Below are 18,065 nucleotides of genomic sequence, written 5' to 3'. Positions count from 1 at the left end.
TTATCCTTTTATTAAATTTTCTAGGCTCTTAGCACCATTTATCAAGGTCTGTTCGTCCCACGCTTTTGCGATGAGCTGGGCGCTCACGTTTAAATTTTGATCATCTTTGCCAACTGGCACAGAGATAGCTGGTAGGCCTGCTAAATTTACGCTGATCGTGTAAATGTCGCTTAGATAGGCTTGAAGCGGATCACTGTGTGCTCCAAATTTATAAGCTGTACTTGGGGCAACTGGCATAAAAATAAGATCATTTTCTTCTAAAATTTTCTCATACTGAGCTTTTATATGCGCTCTTGCTTTTTGCGCTTTGATGTAGTAAGCATCGTAATATCCACTACTTAGTACGAATGTACCAAGTAAAATTCTTCTTTTTACCTCGTCACCAAAGCCCTCTGAGCGCGAATTTACATATAGCTCTTTTAAATTTTTAGCATCTGCGCGTCTGCCGTATCTTACGCCATCGTAGCGGCTTAAGTTTGCGCTTGCCTCTGCGGTTGCGATGATGTAGTAGGCTGCGACGTCATATTTTGAGTCTTCAAAATTTGTGTAAGTTACGCTGTGTCCGTGTGATTTTAGCTTCTCGATAGCTAAATTTAAAGCAGCTTTTGTCTGCTCGCTTGCGTTTTCGACGTAGTTTTTGATGACACAAATTTTTAGCTTTTTGTTGCCATCTATCTTGTCGCTAACGCTCACAAACGGCACATCTGCGCTCGTGCTATCTTTTGGGTCATGTCCAGCGATCGCGTCATATAAAATGGCTGCATCTTCTACGTTTTGAGCGATCGGCCCTATTTGATCAAGGCTGCTTGAGTAGGCGCCAAGGCCATATCTGCTCACTCTGCCATAAGTTGGCTTAAGTCCCACGCATCCGCAAAATGCCGCTGGTTGGCGGATCGAGCCACCAGTGTCGCTACCAAGTGCGGCTACTGCAAGGCCAGCTGCGACTGCTGCTGCTGAGCCACCGCTACTGCCACCTGGGACGTGAGCGTGATTTAGTGGGTTTAGTGTTTTGCCGTAAAATGAACTCTCAGTCGTGCTTCCCATCGCAAATTCGTCCATATTTGTGCGGCCAAATGGAGCTAAATTTTTGCTAAGTAGCTTCTCGATAACTGTTGCATTATAAGGTGCTACGTAGCCTTGTAAAATTTTAGAAGCACACGTGACGCTCCAGCCTTTTACTTGGATGTTATCTTTTATAGCGATAGGCACGCCCTCGCCTAGTTTTGCGATCTCTAAATTTACTAGCTGCTCGACATAAGCGCCAAGCTCTTTTTCTTTTATGATCTTTGCCTCAAGCTCGGCTCTTAAATTTTTTATCTCTTCAGCTGAAAATTTCAAAGCTTCTTTTAAAGTTACCACTATTTTTATCCTTTAAATTTATTAACCAAAAATATGCCAAACAAGCTAACAACGACCACCGCAGCGATCGTTGCGACTATGATAGTTGCGCTTACTGGCTCACTTAGCACTTATGACCTCTTCGCATCTTGGACATAGCGCGTCTTCTTTGCTAGCGTTAAATTTCCAGCATCTTGGGCATTTGTGAAGGTTGCTTGCTATGATCTTAAATTTATCGCCCTCTAGCTCAAACTCGGCTAATGGCTCGCTATCATCATAAGGCCTAACTGAGCTTACCATATAAAGATCAGCCACTTCGCGCTCGTCGTAGCTTGTGATGTTGTGATTTGTAGTCTCTAGGCTTAGCTCTAGGGTTGATTTTATCTTTTTGTCCTTCTTAAGAACGTCCACGATCTCGTTAAATTTCTCCCTGCTGGCAAAAAGCAGCTCATCTTCAAAGCTAAGGTCAAATTTGATTGGCTCATAGACTAGATCAAACGCATCTTTTGCGTCGCCTTTGATGATCTTTGGAGCGTAGTCCATCACCTCATCGACGGTGTAAGTAAGCGTTGGAGCGATGAGTGGCAAAAGCGCCTTTGTGATGATCGCCATCGCACTTTGAGCTGATCTTCTTCTTGGGGCGTCTTTTGAGTCGCAGTAGAGCCTATCTTTGCAAACGTCAAGATAAACGCCGCTAAGATCGGCTGAGAGGAAATTTAAAAGGATGTTAAAGCCCTTTGAAAAGTCATAATTTTTAAAGCAAGCGCTCGCCTCGTCAAAGACCTTTTTAGCGCGCGCTAGTATCCATTTATCAAGGATGTTAAACTCTGTGTTTAGACTCTCAAGGTCATTTACGTTTGCTAGTAAAAAGCGTATAGTGTTGCGGATTTTGCGGTATTGCTCGCTTATTTGTTTTAATATATCTTCGCTTATTTTTAGGTCGCTTGAATAATCACTCATACCAACCCAAAGGCGTAAAATTTCCACGCCGTGAGTCTTAGCCACGTCTTGTGGAGCGATAACGTTGCCCTTGCTCTTGCTCATCTTTTCGCCCTTAGCATCGACTGTGAAGCCGTGAGTTAGTATGCTCTCGTAAGGTGCGTGAGAATTTATAGCTGTGCTTACTAGAAGCGAGCTTTGAAACCAGCCGCGGTGCTGATCTGAGCCCTCTAAATACATGCTTGCAGGGTATTTGCCAGCGTCGTAGTTGTCGCTTTGTAAAACCGCGTGCCACGTCGAGCCGCTATCAAACCAAACGTCAAGGATATCCATCACTTTTTCTAAATTTTCAGCCCTGTATTTTGAGCCCTTTGGTAAAAGCTCGTCTATGCTTAGCGCCCACCACGCATCAGCGCCTTTTTCTTTAAAGATGCCTGCGATGTGGTCTAAAATTTCACTATCAAATATAACTTCTTTTGTCGCTTTATCTCTGAAAAACGCGATCGGCACGCCCCAGTCACGCTGACGAGAGATGCACCAGTCTGGGCGATTTTCTATCATAGAGCCTATTCTTTTTATGCCCACACTTGGGTAAAATTTAACCTTTTCAAGCTCTTTTAGCGCTGTTTGTCTAAGCGTTTTTCCACCTAGTTTAGCCTCGTCCATAGCTATAAACCACTGCTTTGTGGCTCTATAAATGACAGGCTTGTGCGTTCTCCAGCAAAATGGATAAGAGTGTCTAAATTTAGAGACGCTAAGTAAATTTTTGCCAAGTAGCTCTAAAATTTTCTCATTTGCTTTAAAGATGTGCATGCCGACAAACTCGTCTACCACGTCGCTTCTAAATAGTCCGTGATGTTTTATACTCTCATCGTAGCAGCCACCGTCATCAACTGGCATCAAAATTTCACTAAAGCCATATTTCAAACATACGTAGTAGTCGTCTTCGCCGTGACCTGGAGCTGTATGAACAAGTCCAGTACCCCCATCCATCATGACGTGATCGCCTAGTAAAAATTTAGACTTTCTGCCGTTTAGTGGATTTACCGCGTGAGTGTTTTCAAGCAGGCTTGATTTAAACTCTTTTTTGATCTCGCCCTTGCTTAGGCCGCTTTGCACAACGCTTTCAAGTAGTGGCTTTGCGAATATCAAATTTTCAGCCGTTAGCACATAAATTTCATCTGGTTTTAGGCTTATGGCTTGATTTGTTGGAAGTGTCCAAGGCGTGGTCGTCCAGATGACAGCGCTTGCCTCTTTTACGCCAAGCTTTTCTAGCGCGTCGCTATCAAGCTCAAATGCTACGTAAATAGAGTAGTCCTCTTTCTCCTCGTACTCGACCTCAGCTTCAGCTAGCGCCGATCTAGCTGCCCAGCTCCAATAAACTGGCTTGCTTCTTTCAACCAAAAGCCCCTTTTTAGCGATCTCGCAAAGTGCTTTGTAGATGTCAGCCTCAAACTCAAATTTCATCGTCATGTATGGATTTTCAAAGTCGCCGATGATGCCAAGGCTTTTAAATTCATTTCGCTGAATGTCTATAAATTCTCTCGCATGCTGTCTACAAAGCTCCCTGATCTCGACCTTGCTAAGCTCTTTTTTCTTATCACCAAGCTTTACTTCGACTTGCTGCTCGATCGGCAAGCCGTGGCAGTCCCAGCCTGGCACGTAGCGGACGTTTTCGCCGTAAAAATAGTGCGTTTTTGTGATGATATCTTTTAAAATTTTATTTAACGCGTGGCCGATGTGGAGGTGGCCGTTTGCATACGGAGGGCCGTCGTGAATGTTGAAGTTTTTAACCGCATTTTGGCGATTTTTCTTCATTTTTTCATAAACCTTGCGCTCTTCGTACCATGATTTTAGTCTTTGTGGTTCATTTTGTGGGAGATTTCCGCGCATCGGGAAATTTGTCTCTGGGAGTAAAAGTGTCTCTTTGTAGTCCATTTTTTACCTTGATTTTAAAATTTGCTAATTTTACACCTGTGCTGGTTAAATCACACTGAAAAATAGTATAATGAGGCAAAAAAAAGGAGCTTAAAAATGAGACAAAGTATCTTGATAATAGGCGAAGATCTTGAGATAAATAGAGAATTTCTAAACTACATTTTTCAAAGCTATGAGGATCATTTTGGCGAGCTTGGGGTGGTCAGTTTTGCTCCAAAAAACAGCAAAGAGCTACCTTTTATCATCGAAAATTTATCAAAAGATTACGACTTTGTAAGCATTTTTGGCTCAGATGAAAATTTTGCCATCGCCGCAAAGATCGTAGCTACGCTAACTGGGGGCTCGCTTGAGCTAAAAGATAGCACGACACTTGCACTTAAAGATAGCTTAGACTACTCTAAAAATAGCTTTTTAGCCAGCCTAAATAACGCCCAGATAAATCTCATAAAAGCTAATCCAAATGAAGAACTAGGCGAGTTTCTAACCGAGTATGAGCCTGATTTTAGCTACTTTCATCTAATAGACATCGACGCTGATAGCGCGAAAATCCTTATGCTGCCACTTGCTAAAACTTATGAGGTCGATATCACTCTTGCGCAGATCCTGCCAAATTTGATACTAGTAAGGGCAAAAAGCAATAAATTTGGCCAGATCGAGAGCTTTTTACAAGGGGTAAAAACGCTATTTTCGCAAAAATTTATCCCGCAAAAAGATGTGATCAAATTTGTAGCAAAAAGGCTCATGCAAAAGGGGCTTAAAATTTCATTTGCTGAGTCTTGCACGGCTGGGCTTGCGGCGGCTAAATTTGCAAGATATGGCGGCATCTCGGCTAGCTTTGATGGCTCCTTGGTAACTTATGCAAATCACATAAAACACGAGTGGCTGGGTGTTGAGGATGAGATTTTAGATACTTATGGAGCCGTGAGCGAGCCTTGCGTAAAAGCGATGGTAAAAGGCACGCTAAGCACGACAAATGCGGACTTTGCGCTTGCTGTTAGCGGTATAGCAGGGCCAGGTGGTGGCACAGCTAGCAAGCCAGTTGGCACAGTATATGTCGCAGCTGGCGATAGAAACGGCAACATCGAGGTTGAGAGGCTACTTTTAAAAGGAGAGCGCAACTACGTAAGAGAGCAAAGCGTGCTAAGCGCCTATCTATGTTTGCTTCGGCTAAAAAGCGAGATATTTTTCGCATAAATTTTGCCTTTACTGAAAATTTATAAAAGGCTTACACTAAATTTAATGAGCTAAAATAAAATCCAGCGGTGATATTTACAATAAAATATCAAGAATAAAAAGCCAAATTTAGGAGGCTAAAGATGTTTAAAAAGATATTGTTACTCGCCATTAGTGCGTTATTTGCATTTGGCGCTGAGGCACAAGCGGGCGAGATAAAAGCAAGTGACTCGCCTTTTGGCTACGCTAGCATTGGTGCGGAGCAAAATTTTGGCGGATACGCCGGCAAAGAGAGTAAAGAAGTCATAGTAAAAGCATAGACAAGAACTCGTAAAATACGCTCAAATGGGTGGTTACGTCATCTATGTGGATGGGCTCATAGACCTTAGCGAAGGCAAGATCCCGCAAAATGGCAATAGCTTGGGGCTGGATAAATTTATAAGTGAGATTAGCGGTGGCGAGTTTGACACTTATACCAAATTTATGCAGGCTTACGGCGCTTCGTGCCATGCAAATTTAGATGGTTCACAAGATCCAAAGCTAGCAGCGCTTCGCAAAAATTTAGCCAACGAATACAAAAAGCTCATCTTAGTGCCGGTAGCTAGCAATACCACGATAATCGGCCTAGGCGAAAACTCAGGCATAAAAGGTGGCTCATTTTTGCTAAAAAATGTCCAAAATATCGCGATCCGCAACATGCTGATCGAAGATGCTTTTGATCCATTTCCAGATGTACAAAAAAATGATGGCTTTAACGCGCAATATGACGGCGTTAGTATAGATTCAAGTAAAAACATCTGGGTAGATCACTGCCATTTTAAGGACACTGTGGATCTTAGCCATGTGCATTTAGCAGGCGGAGAGCTTACTAAATGGCAAACTTATGACGGACTATGCGACATCAAGGGGGATAGTGCGGCTATCACGATCTCGCACAACATCTTTGAAAACCACGACAAAACGATGCTAATAGGCTCAAGAGACTCGGACGGCAGCAGCGAAACAAGGACGATAACGGTCGCTCATAACATTTTTAATAACTGCGCGCAACGCCTACCTATGGCACGCAATGCAAAGGTGCATGTCTATAACAACTTTTACGACTCAAAAGATGGCTTTTATGACCAAAAATACGCCATTGGCGTGCGCTTTGGCTCGCTAGTATATGCTCAAAACAACTACTTTACAAATGGCGTCAAGATAAGCTACAAATGTAACAAAGGCACCATTTTTGAAAGCGGCAACATAGACCTTTCTAAAAAAGGCAGCGTTTGCGAAAAGCTAACCAAGCCGCCATTTGAGCCTCCATATAAATTTGAGCTCCTCGAAGCTTCAAACGTCCAAAACGAGGTAAATCAAAACGCTGGCACTGGCAAACTAGCCGTCATAAAATAATATCACCAAAGCCCCGAGCTAGCCAAAACGCTTGGGGCTAAATTTCTCAGCCTCAAAGCCGATAAAAAGATAAATTTCACCCCTTTTTATAGGCATTTTCAACTCTTTTTTTATACTCTTTTGTGCTTGTAAGCGCCCCTCTAAACTCGCCACTAACCGCCCTTAAAGCGTCATTTTGAAGCTCGCTCTCATCTTTAAACGATCTAATCCTTGGCGTAAAAACAACCTCATCATCTCTAAAATCAACCTCTTTTAGATCAAAATTTAAATTACTTATTTTGCTATTTAAGATATGTAAGGCGCATTTTCTTGGTCCAAAGATGAAATTTCGCTCATTTAATGGCTTTAAACTCCTTACCAAGATGCCGCCATAAAGCGCTGGCTCGCTCTTAAAAGAGATGTCAAAACCAAAGTTGTGAAAGTAAATTTCGCCTGCTTCGCACGATCTTTTGTAGGTGTTTGCATCAAAGCAGGTGTAAATTTCAAGCTCACTAAATTTATACTCCGCGCCGCTTACAACGAGGATCTTGCTTTGCATCAGCTCACGCAAAAAGCCCTGAAATTTCGCGTCAATATGCGCTTTAAAGCCTGCTATTTTAAGAAGCTCTTCTCTTTGGCTCTTATCTAAGCTTTTAAAGCCATCTCGCCTAAGTGCTTGAAATTTTTCTTTGCCAAAATGACTTTGCTCAAAAAACTCACTAAGCATCGCCGCTAGATCAAATTTAGCAAAATGGCTTTTAAGTAGATCGCCTGATAGCATTTTTGCTCCTAATTTTTGGCATATTTTAAGAAATTTAGCTTTTATATGCAAATATCTGGTCTAAAATCTTTGAAATAACTTCTCAGTTTGTAAATTTTTATCCAAAAAAGGGAGACAAGGGGACTTGAATTACGAAGCCGTCCCCTTATCTCCCTTTAGATCCCTAAATCCCCTCGCACGTTAGAAGTGCATGCGATAAGCACTATCGTGCCGCATGTGTTTTTACGCCAGATAAATTCGCGCAAATTTCAAAATTTCATGAGCGAGTAATTTCGGCTCTAAAATTTGAGCTAAGCGGTAAGCGAAGCCAAATTTTAGTAGTCAATTCTTGCGAGTGAATGGAATTTTAAAATTTGCAAAGCAATCTAATTAAATTTAAATGTTTATTTCTTTGTTAAGGGGGAAGAGGCTTGAATTACGCTCTGCTTGCAGTTGTGAGCTTGCGAAGCAAAAGAGCTCCCTTCCCCCTTAACAATCCCCTAACCCCTACAACGTTAGAGGGGCATGCAATGGTGCTTCGCACTGCATGCGTTTTATTATAGGGCAAGTGTTTGACAAATTTTAAAATTTATGAGCGAGCATATCATGCTTCTAAATTTAGTGGCGAATATTTATGAGCCCTAAATTTAGTAAGTTGCTAAGGCGAGTGAGTAAGGTTTTAAAATTTACAAAGGGTAGTAAAATTTACTTCTAAGGCAGGCAAATTTCACCAGCTGCCGCTAGCTCCGCCTCCGCCACTAAATCCGCCTCCTCTGCCACTTGAGCGACCGCCACCATTTGAGTCTGAATTATCGCGTCTAAAACCCATTGGTAAAGAGCCACCTTGGCTATTTCTCTTAAGAACGTCTTTTAAAATAAAGAAAAATACCGCGAATATAAAAGCAAAAGCGCCAAAGATGATAAAATAGTTTTGCACGCCAAATCCCTGCTCAAGTGCGGTTGATACAAGTCCAGCAAAGCACGCGCTAAAGCCAGTTCGCATAAAAAATTTGCCAAAGATCACAGAGGCAAAACAAGAGAGCATGCCAGCAAAAAAGGCAAAGACGCCAAATGGCAAGTCGCTAAGGCCGGATTTGCTACTAAATTCCTCGCCGCTAGCCACTTTTATGATCGCCAAAACGCCCTCTTTCACGCCTTCGCTCATCTTGCCATTTTTAAACTCAGGTATCATCACGCTATTTATGATCTGGCTTGCTACGGCATCAGTTAGCACACCTTCAAGCCCGTATCCAACCTCGATGCGGACCTTTTTCTCATTTGGAGCGACCACCAAAAGCACGCCGTTGTTATCTTCTTTTTGACCTAGTTTGTAGCCTCTAGCTATCTCGAGCGATAGCTCTTCGATGCTCCTGCTTTCAAGCGAATTTAAAGTCACTATGGCGATTTGCGTGGTGCTATTTTGCTCGAAATTTTGCACTAAGCTTAAAAGCTCATCTCTTTCATTTTGTGAAAAAATATGAGCCTCATCGTTGATCTGCTCATTGAAATTTAGAGCAAAACAAAAGCAAAATGCAAAGAGCAAAAGAGCAAGAGCTTTTTTCATCACTTCTCAAATGAAAATTTTGGATTTTTCATGTCTTCGCTGCTAACTTCGATGCCTTGCTTTGGCTTCATCTCTGGATGAAAGATGCTGGCTATAAATTTACCAGGAAAGCTTCTAAGAGCTACGTTATACTCTTTTACAGCCTCGATGTAGTCGCGTCTTGCTACGCTTATGCGGTTTTCTGTGCCTTCAAGCTGGCTTTGGAGTGAGAGGAAATTTTGATTTGCTTTTAGCTCTGGGTAGCTCTCGCTAACTGCCATTAGCCTGCCAAGCGCAGAGCCTAGCTGACCTTGAGCTGCCATAAATTCTTTAACCTTTGCCTCGTCGCTAAGGCTGCTTGCGTCGATGCTTACTTGCATGCTCTTGCTTCTTGCATTTGCCACGTCTTCAAAGACCTTTTGCTCGTGGGCTGCGTAGCCTTTTACGGTCTCAACTAAATTTGGCACGAGATCGGCCCTTCTTTTATATTGATTTAGCACCTGTGACCACTTTTCGTTCGTGTTTTCGTCAAGCACTACAAACGAATTTGCGTATTTAAATGCGCCAAAAACAAGTGCTGCGATGACCACAAGGATGGCTATTAATTTTTCATGTCTTCTCCTTTAACAGGGGTGATATTAGTAAAATAAGGCTTAAAAAATGATGTAAATTTGAAGTTAGGTAAGTGAAGTGAGTGCTTAAATGGCACTCACTTTTGGGGGTTATAGGTCTGTTTAGATCTATTATTTTGCCAAAAAATTTTCTTGCCAAAGCCTAGAGTATTGCTCGTAAATTTAACCTTTTCAAGGCTTATAGACCAAATTTTTGGATCCATCGCTTTTGCATAAAAAAATCTTTTAAAGTAAATTTCTCGCTCGCTTGCGCTAGCCTCTCTCATCACCCCTTGAAACTGCACACCCTCTATCTTGCCAACGATCTTCGTATCAAGAGCGATGGTGCCAGCAACGAGCTTTGAGTTTTTTAAAAATTTGATATGTGAGCTCTCGTGCGAGCTAGCCAGTAAAAGACTAAAGCTTATCTCATCAAAGGCGTAAAATGCGCTAAAAGCGTAAGGCTGCCCATCTTCATCAATGACGCAGACACTTGCAAGGTGCATCTTTTTTAGAAATTTAACTATCCGCTCGTCCATCTAAATTCCCCTAAAAATCTCTAAAATATCTTGAAATTTAAAGATAACAACAAGCAAGATAACAACCCAGATCAAAAAGATGATGAGCTCGGTAAGATTAAATTTATCCTTTGCCACTTTTTTAAAAACAAGCATCGTAAAAAATGCTCCCAAAAAGCCGCCGATGAGCGAAAAATAGTGGATCGCTTTTACTTTTACGAAGCTTGGCAAAAGCCCTTTAAAAAATAGTGAAAACATTAAAATAGCAAGCAAATTTGCAAGTATAAAGTAGTAGCCAACGACTGGCAAAACAGGCCAAAGCCTAGCAAAAACAAAGCTTAAAACAGTTATAAGCATCAGTAAAAAAACCCTAGTCCCAAAACAACACATCGCCCGTCCTTTTTTGACGCATTTTACAAAATTTTGCTTTATGAAATTAAAATTTTGCCGATTTAGCCTCAAAAGGATTTAAAAATGCAAACAAATTTTTACTCTCAAGGAAGCTACAACAACATGAGCTTTTCGATGAAAACTAGCTCAGGCGATGAGATAAGCTTTTCTATGTATGACAACAAAAGTTTGGAGTTTTCTAGCCAGAAAAATGGCACTTCAAGTCAAAAAAGCCTAACTTTAACGCACGAATACGGCTATGAGTTTTTATATAAAGGAAACGGCATAGACGAGCAGGATATGAAAGAGATCGAAGAGGCGATGAAGCAAATTCGCCCGCAAGTTGATGAATTTATGAAAAACGTCAAAGAGGGCGACAAGATCGCAGGTAGCAGCCAAAGCATAAGTGATCTTTCAAACAAGATCAAGCAGATGTTGCCTGAGCCAAAAGACCTAAATCACAAAAATTTCATAAATGACAATATGCTAAAGATGTTTGACGAACTTTTAGCTAAAAATGACGCTAATAAAAATCTACTAAGTGCGACAAAAAGGTTATTTGATACCTTGCTTGATGAGAGCAAAAAAGTATCTTATTACGCTTAAATTTAGAGCTTTTTTGGCTCTAAATTTTAACTAGCGCCTCTCTTTGATAAAAGAGGTGCGACAAGACTATCACGAAATAAAGCTGAAAAAATAATCCCACAAGCGGCACAAGCGAGATGAGATAAAATAAAAGTGTAAAAGCAATAAATTTTATCCCGCCACCTTCAAGTAGTGCTAGCTCAAATTTATCACTATCAAGCGTGTTTGAGCCGACGTCTATTAGTAAAAGCTTATAGTAGATGTAAAAAAACGGCACGTTGATGATGAAAAAATTTACAAATGGCACAAACAAAAGTGGCAAGCAAACGAGCAAGATCCCAAGAAATTTCATGATCTCAACCGTCATAACTTTTAGCACTCTAGCCGTGCTAGCCTCGCTTTTAAACACGTAGTTGTAGTGCCTTTTGTTTATCTCTTTAGCTACAACTGGCGTTAAAAATCCAGCTACGATTAGGGCGATCACGATGCTAATGATGATCGTTAAAAAGGTGCTTAAAACGTAAAAAAGTATGCTAACTATCCACTTTGTAGCGCTAAAGCTTAAAATTTTAATAGCTATAAAAGATAGCGTCGAGTTTGTCTCCAAAAAGGCAAAATTCTCGTTTTTAGCGCCATCGCTTAAAAGGTCAAATATCTCGCCGCCTCCCCAGATCGTAAGCCACGCAAGGCTTGCGATGCTAAGAAAAAGCGGCAATATAGATAGCGTTATAAATTTGGCTGTGAAAAAGTCTTTAAAGCCAAGGCGAAGAAGATTTATCATTTTACCTTTTTGTACTCACGCTCAAGTGCGGCGTAAATTTCATCTATCTTACTAACGCCATTTGATAAAATTTCGCTCATTACCTCGTTATCTTCGCGTCCGTTCCAAATTTTCTTATAACTTCCCTCTTTGTAGCCGTTATTTTGGCGGAAGCGATTTAGCACATTTTTAGCGATGTAGCACTCATAAAGCGAGTATAAATTTACGCCACATTTTAAAGACATTGAGAAATAAATTTTAAAGATATCAAAGATATCATAGTCAAAGCCGCTGCACTCATGTATGAGCATCTCAACGTCGTTCATGATCTCATAAATGCTCTCATCTTCGACCTTTAATGGCTCTTTGCAATAGTCACTAAAGCCACTTGACTGACAGATATCATCAGCTAATGTCTCAACATCGCCAAGCTGTTTTGCCTTGTAAATTTGTAGCGCTAGGCTCATTATAAAGTGCCAGATATCGACAACCTCAATGCGTAAATTTTGCTCATCAGTCTTAGCATCTATGCTCTTCCAGTGCTTCCAAGCAAAGCTATCAATGAGCTCAGCGCACTCCATATATATGCAGCGCCTCCAGCTTATGAGTTTGTTTTTATTTGTATAGCCATTTTCCCAACCAAGCCCGTTTGTCTCGTCATTTAGGCTTTGTTGCATCTTTAACATCTCTAAAACAATAGTTCTTTCATCCATTTTTAAACCTTTTAAATTTTAAATGATTATAACAAAAAACAATTAATGCTTAAGCGACAAGCTTGACCCAAATCATCTTAATGCAAGCTTACAAGATGTAAAATCACCCAAAATTTCAAAGGAGAAAAGATGAGAGAGAAAGATCTAGTAGTTTGCAACGTTTGCGGACTAAAAAGCAGCGATGATAAAAATGCAGTTTTCATCCACGCTCACAAAAACGGCGAAGAGGTTGATATCTGCACAAGCTGTATCCCAAGCGTGATACATGGCTCAGGCATGGTCGTAAAATCAAACGAAGAGATAAAGGCTGAAATTTAAATATCAGCCACCATGTGAGAATTCTGCCTTAAAGAATTCTCAAACTCCTCCGCACTCATTGGACGAGATAAGAAATATCCTTGCATTTCATTACAATTAAGCTCTTTTAAAAGCTCTTTTATCTCGTGGCTTTCCACGCCTTTTGCTGTCACTTTTAGCTTCATTGATTTTGCTATATTTATGATAGCAGCGACTACTTGCATATCTTTTTTGTTGATCACCGACTGAGCAACAAAGTCATTTGCTATCTTTATGCGATCGATCTTATACTTTCTGATATAGACAAATGACGTATATCCAGATCCAAAGTCATCTATACAAACATCTATGCTATTTTTCTCCAAAAGTGAGAAAATTTTATCAAGCGTTTCATTATCGTTTTGCCATATACTTTCACTAAATTCGAGTTCAAACTGCTTTGGATTTAAATGATGTGAATTTAAAGCAAGTATAAAGGCGCTTACAAATTTTTCAGATGTGCTTTGTATCTGATCTACATTTATACTTATCTTTGGTATCTTTATACCCTTTTGTCTCCACGATACGACTTGTTCTATTGATTTTAGGACAGCAAGAGTGCAAATTTCGTTTAAAATTTCACTATTTAAACTAGCTATCTCCATAAACTCGCCAGCCTCTTTTAAGCCAAATTCTTTTGAATGCCATCTCAAAAGTGCTTCTGCGCAAGATATCTTTTGATTTTCCATATCAACAATAGGCTGAAAGTAGATTTCAAAGTCCTCTTGCAAATTTGCTCCTTTAAGAGCTATTTCGATAGCTGAATTTCTATATGTTTCCCTATCTATATCTTTATTATAAACCATAGGGTTTAAAGCTGGATTATTCTTGGCATAATACATCGCCATATCAGCTCTTTTGATGATATCTCTAGGTTCAGTGATATTTTTTCTATTTACAACATAAATTCCTATGATACTTTTAAGATAAAAGTGATATTTATCTACTTGCATAGACTTTTCTATCGTCTCTCGTAGCTCCAAGCCAAATTTCATACGCTTAGTGTGGCTATTTTCTTCCATATTTGAAAGCACGATAAACTCGTCAGCACCTATCCTCGCTATAAATTCTTGTCTATTACACGCTTCACGTATGCGCTTTGCCACTATTTTTAAAATTTTATCGCCGATTCCGTGACCATAGGATGTGTTTATATTTTTAAAACGGCTTATATTTATATAATAAACTACAATCTCTTGTTCTTCTTCTATGGCTTTACACATCTCATCTAGCTTATTTAGTAAAGAGTCTCTATTATCAAAAGATGTGAGATAGTCCTTTTCAGATACATTTTCTAAGCTTAAATTCATGATCTCTAGCTCAACCATCTTATTACGCTTTTCTTTATTTTTTATATCATGTAAAAGACGTTCGGCCTCATATGCTTCATCACTTTCATTAGAAGCTCTACAATAATAGCCCAAAATAGCGCCAATAACAATGGTAACCAAAGCCAATAGGTCAGATGTGGCATCTATGTCGCCTTTTATCAAAAGTAAAAAAGCTGAAGTCATTGGTATCAATTTTGACACAAAACCAACACCAACATTTTCCATATTTATATCTTTGTTTTTACCTTTTAGATAAAAACTTCCAACCATTAAAATAATAAAAGGAACAAGATACAGCGAATGAAATCTAACTTTAAAGTCATTAAATAAAAAACCATTATAAAAAACATATAAATTTAGTAGTGTAAAAATCACGCTTCCCACAATGAAATAAAAGCCACTATATTTAAGTCCAAAAGTAGTGCTTGTAAAAATTTCACTAAGCGTTATAAATAAAATTAGTAAATTTATAAAAAAAGCAAGACTAAAAACGATGTTGTTTATATTTTTTGAAAGTATAAATTCTTTGAGATAGCCAATATCCCCAACCATACAATAAGTAAGAATGCAAACTAATAAAAAAACATTAAAACTATCGGATAAAATCTGTTTCCATTTTCTTTTTGGAAGCGCCTTAATCTTATTAATAAAAAATATGCCAACAGCAACCAAAAGCAAAAACATAGGGAGCAGATCAAAAAAATCAAGATAAGAAATTTGCTCTTTACTTCTTAAAAAAAAGTCTTCATTGACGCTTCTAATGGCATCAATAATAGCCCAGATAAAGACTCCAAAGCATACAGCAAGCCAGTGGATGACTTTAAGCTTCGATCTGTTCATAGAGATGTAGATGCCAAGAACCACAAAAACAAAGCCCAAAAATATCAACAAATTTTCAAAAATTTTATAGTTTAAAATGCCGGCAAACTGAGAAAATATAAAAAGAGCTATAACGGCATAGAAAATTTGTTTTTGTCTTACGATAAGTGACGAATTTGACGTAAAAAAAATGTTTCTCTCCATTGTTTATTCTGTTTCAAACCCTATTTTTAGTTATAATTTTACAATTTTTTCATTAAGGTTTATTTATGAAGCATAACATCGTCTTATCTGGAGAAAATTTAATAGACTACCAAGCATTTAATCTATTTTTCTCAAAAAAGGCTAGAAAACAGTATTTTATAAATGTTTTTATGATTTTTACGGAGGCCATTATAGCTGGATTTATCGCTGATATGCTCTTAAAAACCAAAATTTTTACTATTATTGGCACTATTTTTGCTATTTTTTGGATCATTTTTTATCCAATTTTTTTAAAAAATAGACGAATAGCGGCGCTAAAAAGCTTAGAAATTTCAGACTTTAAAAAAGAGATGATCTTTGAAGTAAATGAGAAAAATTTGGCATTTTATGAAAATGAGCCAAAAGAAAATGAAATTTTTGACATAAAAGATGTAAGTGAAATTTACGAGCTTAAAAATATCTTTATCATCTTTATAAATGAAAAAATTCATCTTGTCTTGCCAAAAAATAAAGAAACCTCAGAGCTAGTAAAAGCACTTATAAAAGAGAGCAAAAAAGAGCTACTGCTTTTTGAAAATTTAGACTACAAAAGCGTTATGAGCTAAAAACCCATACAAATTCATAAAAAATTTTCTTAAAAAGTTATTAACCTCGTGAAAAACCTGTGAAAAACTTCTGTTTTTTAGACAGAAGTTTTAGGCACTTAAATATCAATCAAATCTAACTCTAAAATTTAAATTTACATTAGTCCAATGTGCTTCTTATGAGCTCTTCAAAGTCTTTAGCGTTCATCGGCTTACCCCAGAAATAACCTTGTATCTCATCGCAGCCTAGCTCTCTTAAAATTTCAAGCTGAGTTTCATCTTCAACACCCTCAGCGATCGTTTTTAGCCCGATATTTTTAGCTAGAGTTATAACGCTCTTTACGACGTCTCTATCTATCTCGTTTGTAGCGATGTTATCAACTAACTCTTTTGCGATCTTTAGCCTATCTAGTGGATACTTTTTGATGTAGTTCATCGATGAAAAGCCAGTGCCAAAGTCATCAATGGAGATGCTCATGCCCTTATCTGAAAATTTCTTTAAGACTGTTTGCATGATCTCTTCGGCATTGACGAGACTTGCCTCTGTAAGCTCGATATCAACGCACTTTGGGTCTATGCCAAATTCTTCAACATAGCCAAAGATATCCGATGCAAAATTTACATTATCAACCTGTTTTGGCGAGATATTGATGCCAACTTTTAGGCTGATACCATACTTTTTGTTCCAGTAGCTCATCTGCCTTATGGCCTCTTTTGCCACCCATATTCCTATTGTATTTATAATTGAGCTTTGCTCGGCTACTGGGATAAATTTAGCCGGACTTACAAAGCCTTTTACTGGAGAGTTCCATCTAATTAACGCCTCAGCGCCTATTATCTTTTTACCATTTAGCAGATACTGCGGCTGGAAATTTAGGCTAAATTCCTCATCAAAATTCATAGAATTTAGCAAAATTTCTATGTAGTTTTTCTCCTGAATGATCTCTTTTATATCATCGTAAAAGACATATTTTGTATTGACATCTCTTTTGGCTGCATCAAGTGCGGCTCCAGCTTGCATGATAAGATCATCGGCTAAAATTTCGCTTGTTTGTGTTGAGCTAACGCCAACCTTTGCCCCAAGAGCTATCTTATAGTCGCCAACTGAGATTTGCTCGGCTATGATGTTTAGCAGATAGTATAAAAATTCTCTATAATGCCCTTCATTTTTTTGCTTTAAAACTATCATAAAGTCATCACCGCCAAACCTTGAGATGATAGCACCCTCTGGCAAGATCGCTTTGATATTTTTAGAAAATTTCAAAAGCACCTCATCGCCCACGTAGTGGCCGTATGAGTCGTTTATAGCCTTAAAGTGGTTGATGTCGATGCTATAAATATCTATCTTTTCGCCAAGCGCTTTGGTCTTTATCATCTCTGATAGTTTGCTTAAAAATGACTGTCTATTTAAAAGCCCAGTGAGTGAGTCAAATTCGCTAAGCTGCCTTAAGCGCTCGTTTTTCTCTTCAAGCTCTTTTAAGCTATCTTGGATCTCTATATCTAGTTTTTTTATTATTGTTTTTTCTTCAAGGGATAGTCTTTTTATCCTTTGCGAATAAGATATGTTGTAAGTTATCGCAGAGTATATTAGTAAGGTCATAAGCAAAAATACAATCCACGATGAGTATATCTGATCGGTCTTTGCAGCGCCTAATGTAATACAACAAAGTATAAGCAAAAATGCGTTTTTTTCCAATAGAACTCTTTGGGAATCTCGCCTAAATAATCTTATTTTAATATTTGCTTCATTTTCTATCAAATGTAGGCTTGCTAAAAATATAATAAAAAATGCAATTTTAAATAAACTCTCATAATGAATATCTGCACCATCAAGACCAAAATAAGGTCTAATTGAGTAATATGCATCGCAACCGCATATAAACAAAATGGCTAGTAGATACAAAAATAAGCCTCTGTGCCTTTTCCTTGATCTCAATAAAAAGAAAGTGGTAAAAACCGCACAAAGCAAAAGCGTATCTATGGATATATATGCAAGATTTAGTAAATATTTTTTATCAAAAGCCACATTAAAGCTCATATGAAAAACAGAGAACCAAAGAAAGCTTGAAACGATAAAAATAATAACTAAAGCATCAGCAATTAATTGCTGCCATGAAACTTTTTTAAGACTACCAGTAAAAAGTCCAAC

17 protein-coding genes are annotated in these 18,065 nt (G+C 38.7%); 6 read left to right on the top strand and 11 right to left on the bottom strand.

Annotation, left to right across the window (positions count from 1 at the left end):
* Positions 1–1,359, bottom strand: coding sequence for an Asp-tRNA(Asn)/Glu-tRNA(Gln) amidotransferase subunit GatA (gene gatA / locus CVS91_RS04530; RefSeq protein ID WP_107830616.1), 1,359 nt, complete (start codon positions 1,357–1,359; stop codon positions 1–3).
* Positions 1,360–1,458: 99 nt separating this feature from the next.
* Positions 1,459–4,215 (bottom strand): isoleucine--tRNA ligase, encoded by a 2,757-nt coding sequence (gene ileS / locus CVS91_RS04525; RefSeq protein WP_107830614.1) that lies wholly within the window; start codon positions 4,213–4,215, stop codon positions 1,459–1,461.
* A 96-nt stretch (positions 4,216–4,311) separates the two neighbouring features.
* Here ileS and CVS91_RS04520 point away from each other — a divergent pair, with 96 nt between their 5' ends.
* From CVS91_RS04520 to CVS91_RS04515, 3 genes are all read left to right on the top strand, one after another.
* A complete protein-coding gene (locus CVS91_RS04520; protein WP_107830612.1) occupies positions 4,312–5,409 on the top strand; it encodes a CinA family protein in 1,098 nt (365 codons plus the stop codon).
* A gap of 122 nt (positions 5,410–5,531) precedes the next feature.
* Positions 5,532–5,708 carry a hypothetical protein gene (locus tag CVS91_RS10445; protein ID WP_234409667.1) on the top strand — a complete coding sequence of 59 codons (177 nt, stop codon included), beginning with the start codon at positions 5,532–5,534 and terminating at the stop codon, positions 5,706–5,708.
* A 25-nt stretch (positions 5,709–5,733) separates the two neighbouring features.
* The gene (locus CVS91_RS04515) at positions 5,734–6,783 is read left to right on the top strand and encodes a polysaccharide lyase family 1 protein (protein ID WP_234409666.1); all 1,050 of its coding nucleotides are present in this window, start codon (positions 5,734–5,736) and stop codon (positions 6,781–6,783) included.
* 76 nt (positions 6,784–6,859) lie between these two features.
* Here CVS91_RS04515 and CVS91_RS04510 read toward each other — a convergent pair whose 3' ends face one another.
* The 5 genes from CVS91_RS04510 to CVS91_RS04490 form a co-directional block, all read right to left on the bottom strand.
* Complete coding sequence (locus CVS91_RS04510) at positions 6,860–7,543, bottom strand: ABC transporter substrate-binding protein (protein ID WP_107830610.1); 684 nt, start codon at positions 7,541–7,543, stop codon at positions 6,860–6,862.
* A 706-nt stretch (positions 7,544–8,249) separates the two neighbouring features.
* Positions 8,250–9,086: a TPM domain-containing protein gene (locus CVS91_RS04505; protein WP_107830608.1), complete on the bottom strand. Its 837-nt coding sequence runs from the start codon at positions 9,084–9,086 to the stop codon at positions 8,250–8,252.
* Positions 9,086–9,655 carry a LemA family protein gene (locus CVS91_RS04500; RefSeq protein WP_234409665.1) on the bottom strand — a complete coding sequence of 190 codons (570 nt, stop codon included), beginning with the start codon at positions 9,653–9,655 and terminating at the stop codon, positions 9,086–9,088. The genes CVS91_RS04505 and CVS91_RS04500 overlap by 1 nt, the downstream gene beginning before the upstream one ends.
* Positions 9,656–9,774: 119 nt before the next feature.
* Positions 9,775–10,215 (bottom strand): hypothetical protein, encoded by a 441-nt coding sequence (locus CVS91_RS04495; protein ID WP_107830604.1) that lies wholly within the window; start codon positions 10,213–10,215, stop codon positions 9,775–9,777.
* Entirely contained in the window at positions 10,216–10,584 is a 369-nt protein-coding gene (locus tag CVS91_RS04490) for an L-arabinose ABC transporter (protein WP_199906232.1), read from the bottom strand. It lies immediately after the preceding gene.
* Between the two features lie 84 nt (positions 10,585–10,668).
* Between CVS91_RS04490 and CVS91_RS04485 the strand changes: the two genes are divergently transcribed.
* Positions 10,669–11,190 (top strand): ATP/GTP-binding protein, encoded by a 522-nt coding sequence (locus tag CVS91_RS04485; RefSeq protein WP_107830602.1) that lies wholly within the window; start codon positions 10,669–10,671, stop codon positions 11,188–11,190.
* 19 nt (positions 11,191–11,209) lie between these two features.
* On the opposite strand, the gene CVS91_RS04480 is transcribed toward CVS91_RS04485, so the two are convergent.
* Both CVS91_RS04480 and CVS91_RS04475 read right to left on the bottom strand, forming a co-directional pair.
* Entirely contained in the window at positions 11,210–11,950 is a 741-nt protein-coding gene (locus tag CVS91_RS04480; RefSeq protein ID WP_107830600.1) for an EI24 domain-containing protein, read from the bottom strand.
* A complete protein-coding gene (locus tag CVS91_RS04475) occupies positions 11,947–12,642 on the bottom strand; it encodes a dUTP diphosphatase (protein ID WP_009294967.1) in 696 nt (231 codons plus the stop codon). The genes CVS91_RS04480 and CVS91_RS04475 overlap by 4 nt, the downstream gene beginning before the upstream one ends.
* 129 nt (positions 12,643–12,771) lie before the next feature.
* On the opposite strand from CVS91_RS04475, the gene CVS91_RS04470 reads away from it, so the two are divergent.
* Positions 12,772–12,960 (top strand): hypothetical protein, encoded by a 189-nt coding sequence (locus tag CVS91_RS04470; protein WP_002940779.1) that lies wholly within the window; start codon positions 12,772–12,774, stop codon positions 12,958–12,960.
* On the opposite strand, the gene CVS91_RS04465 is transcribed toward CVS91_RS04470, so the two are convergent.
* Positions 12,957–15,332 (bottom strand): putative bifunctional diguanylate cyclase/phosphodiesterase, encoded by a 2,376-nt coding sequence (locus CVS91_RS04465; RefSeq protein WP_107830598.1) that lies wholly within the window; start codon positions 15,330–15,332, stop codon positions 12,957–12,959. The genes CVS91_RS04470 and CVS91_RS04465 overlap by 4 nt on opposite strands.
* 65 nt (positions 15,333–15,397) lie before the next feature.
* Here CVS91_RS04465 and CVS91_RS04460 point away from each other — a divergent pair, with 65 nt between their 5' ends.
* The gene (locus CVS91_RS04460; protein ID WP_107830596.1) at positions 15,398–15,937 is read left to right on the top strand and encodes a hypothetical protein; all 540 of its coding nucleotides are present in this window, start codon (positions 15,398–15,400) and stop codon (positions 15,935–15,937) included.
* Positions 15,938–16,076: 139 nt separating this feature from the next.
* Here CVS91_RS04460 and CVS91_RS04455 read toward each other — a convergent pair whose 3' ends face one another.
* Positions 16,077–17,612 carry a putative bifunctional diguanylate cyclase/phosphodiesterase gene (locus CVS91_RS04455; RefSeq protein WP_234409664.1) on the bottom strand — a complete coding sequence of 512 codons (1,536 nt, stop codon included), beginning with the start codon at positions 17,610–17,612 and terminating at the stop codon, positions 16,077–16,079.
* Between the last annotated feature and the right edge of the window lie 453 nt (positions 17,613–18,065).

The sequence above is a fragment of the Campylobacter concisus genome (genome assembly GCF_003048985.1).
Taxonomy (GTDB): domain Bacteria; phylum Campylobacterota; class Campylobacteria; order Campylobacterales; family Campylobacteraceae; genus Campylobacter_A; species Campylobacter_A concisus_AY.
Note: the sequence above shows the minus strand (reverse complement) of the source record. Positions and strands in the feature narration are given on the sequence as shown.

Coding starts and splice junctions, on each gene's coding strand:
- ileS (WP_107830614.1), bottom strand. CDS start 4,215: ATGGACTACAAAGAGACACTTTTACTCCCAGAGACAAATTTCCCGATG.
- CVS91_RS04520 (WP_107830612.1), top strand. CDS start 4,312: ATGAGACAAAGTATCTTGATAATAGGCGAAGATCTTGAGATAAATAGA.
- CVS91_RS10445 (WP_234409667.1), top strand. CDS start 5,532: ATGTTTAAAAAGATATTGTTACTCGCCATTAGTGCGTTATTTGCATTT.
- CVS91_RS04515 (WP_234409666.1), top strand. CDS start 5,734: ATGGGTGGTTACGTCATCTATGTGGATGGGCTCATAGACCTTAGCGAA.
- CVS91_RS04510 (WP_107830610.1), bottom strand. CDS start 7,543: ATGCTATCAGGCGATCTACTTAAAAGCCATTTTGCTAAATTTGATCTA.
- CVS91_RS04505 (WP_107830608.1), bottom strand. CDS start 9,086: ATGAAAAAAGCTCTTGCTCTTTTGCTCTTTGCATTTTGCTTTTGTTTT.
- CVS91_RS04495 (WP_107830604.1), bottom strand. CDS start 10,215: ATGGACGAGCGGATAGTTAAATTTCTAAAAAAGATGCACCTTGCAAGT.
- CVS91_RS04490 (WP_199906232.1), bottom strand. CDS start 10,584: ATGTGTTGTTTTGGGACTAGGGTTTTTTTACTGATGCTTATAACTGTT.
- CVS91_RS04485 (WP_107830602.1), top strand. CDS start 10,669: ATGCAAACAAATTTTTACTCTCAAGGAAGCTACAACAACATGAGCTTT.
- CVS91_RS04480 (WP_107830600.1), bottom strand. CDS start 11,950: ATGATAAATCTTCTTCGCCTTGGCTTTAAAGACTTTTTCACAGCCAAA.
- CVS91_RS04475 (WP_009294967.1), bottom strand. CDS start 12,642: ATGGATGAAAGAACTATTGTTTTAGAGATGTTAAAGATGCAACAAAGC.
- CVS91_RS04470 (WP_002940779.1), top strand. CDS start 12,772: ATGAGAGAGAAAGATCTAGTAGTTTGCAACGTTTGCGGACTAAAAAGC.
- CVS91_RS04465 (WP_107830598.1), bottom strand. CDS start 15,332: ATGGAGAGAAACATTTTTTTTACGTCAAATTCGTCACTTATCGTAAGA.
- CVS91_RS04460 (WP_107830596.1), top strand. CDS start 15,398: ATGAAGCATAACATCGTCTTATCTGGAGAAAATTTAATAGACTACCAA.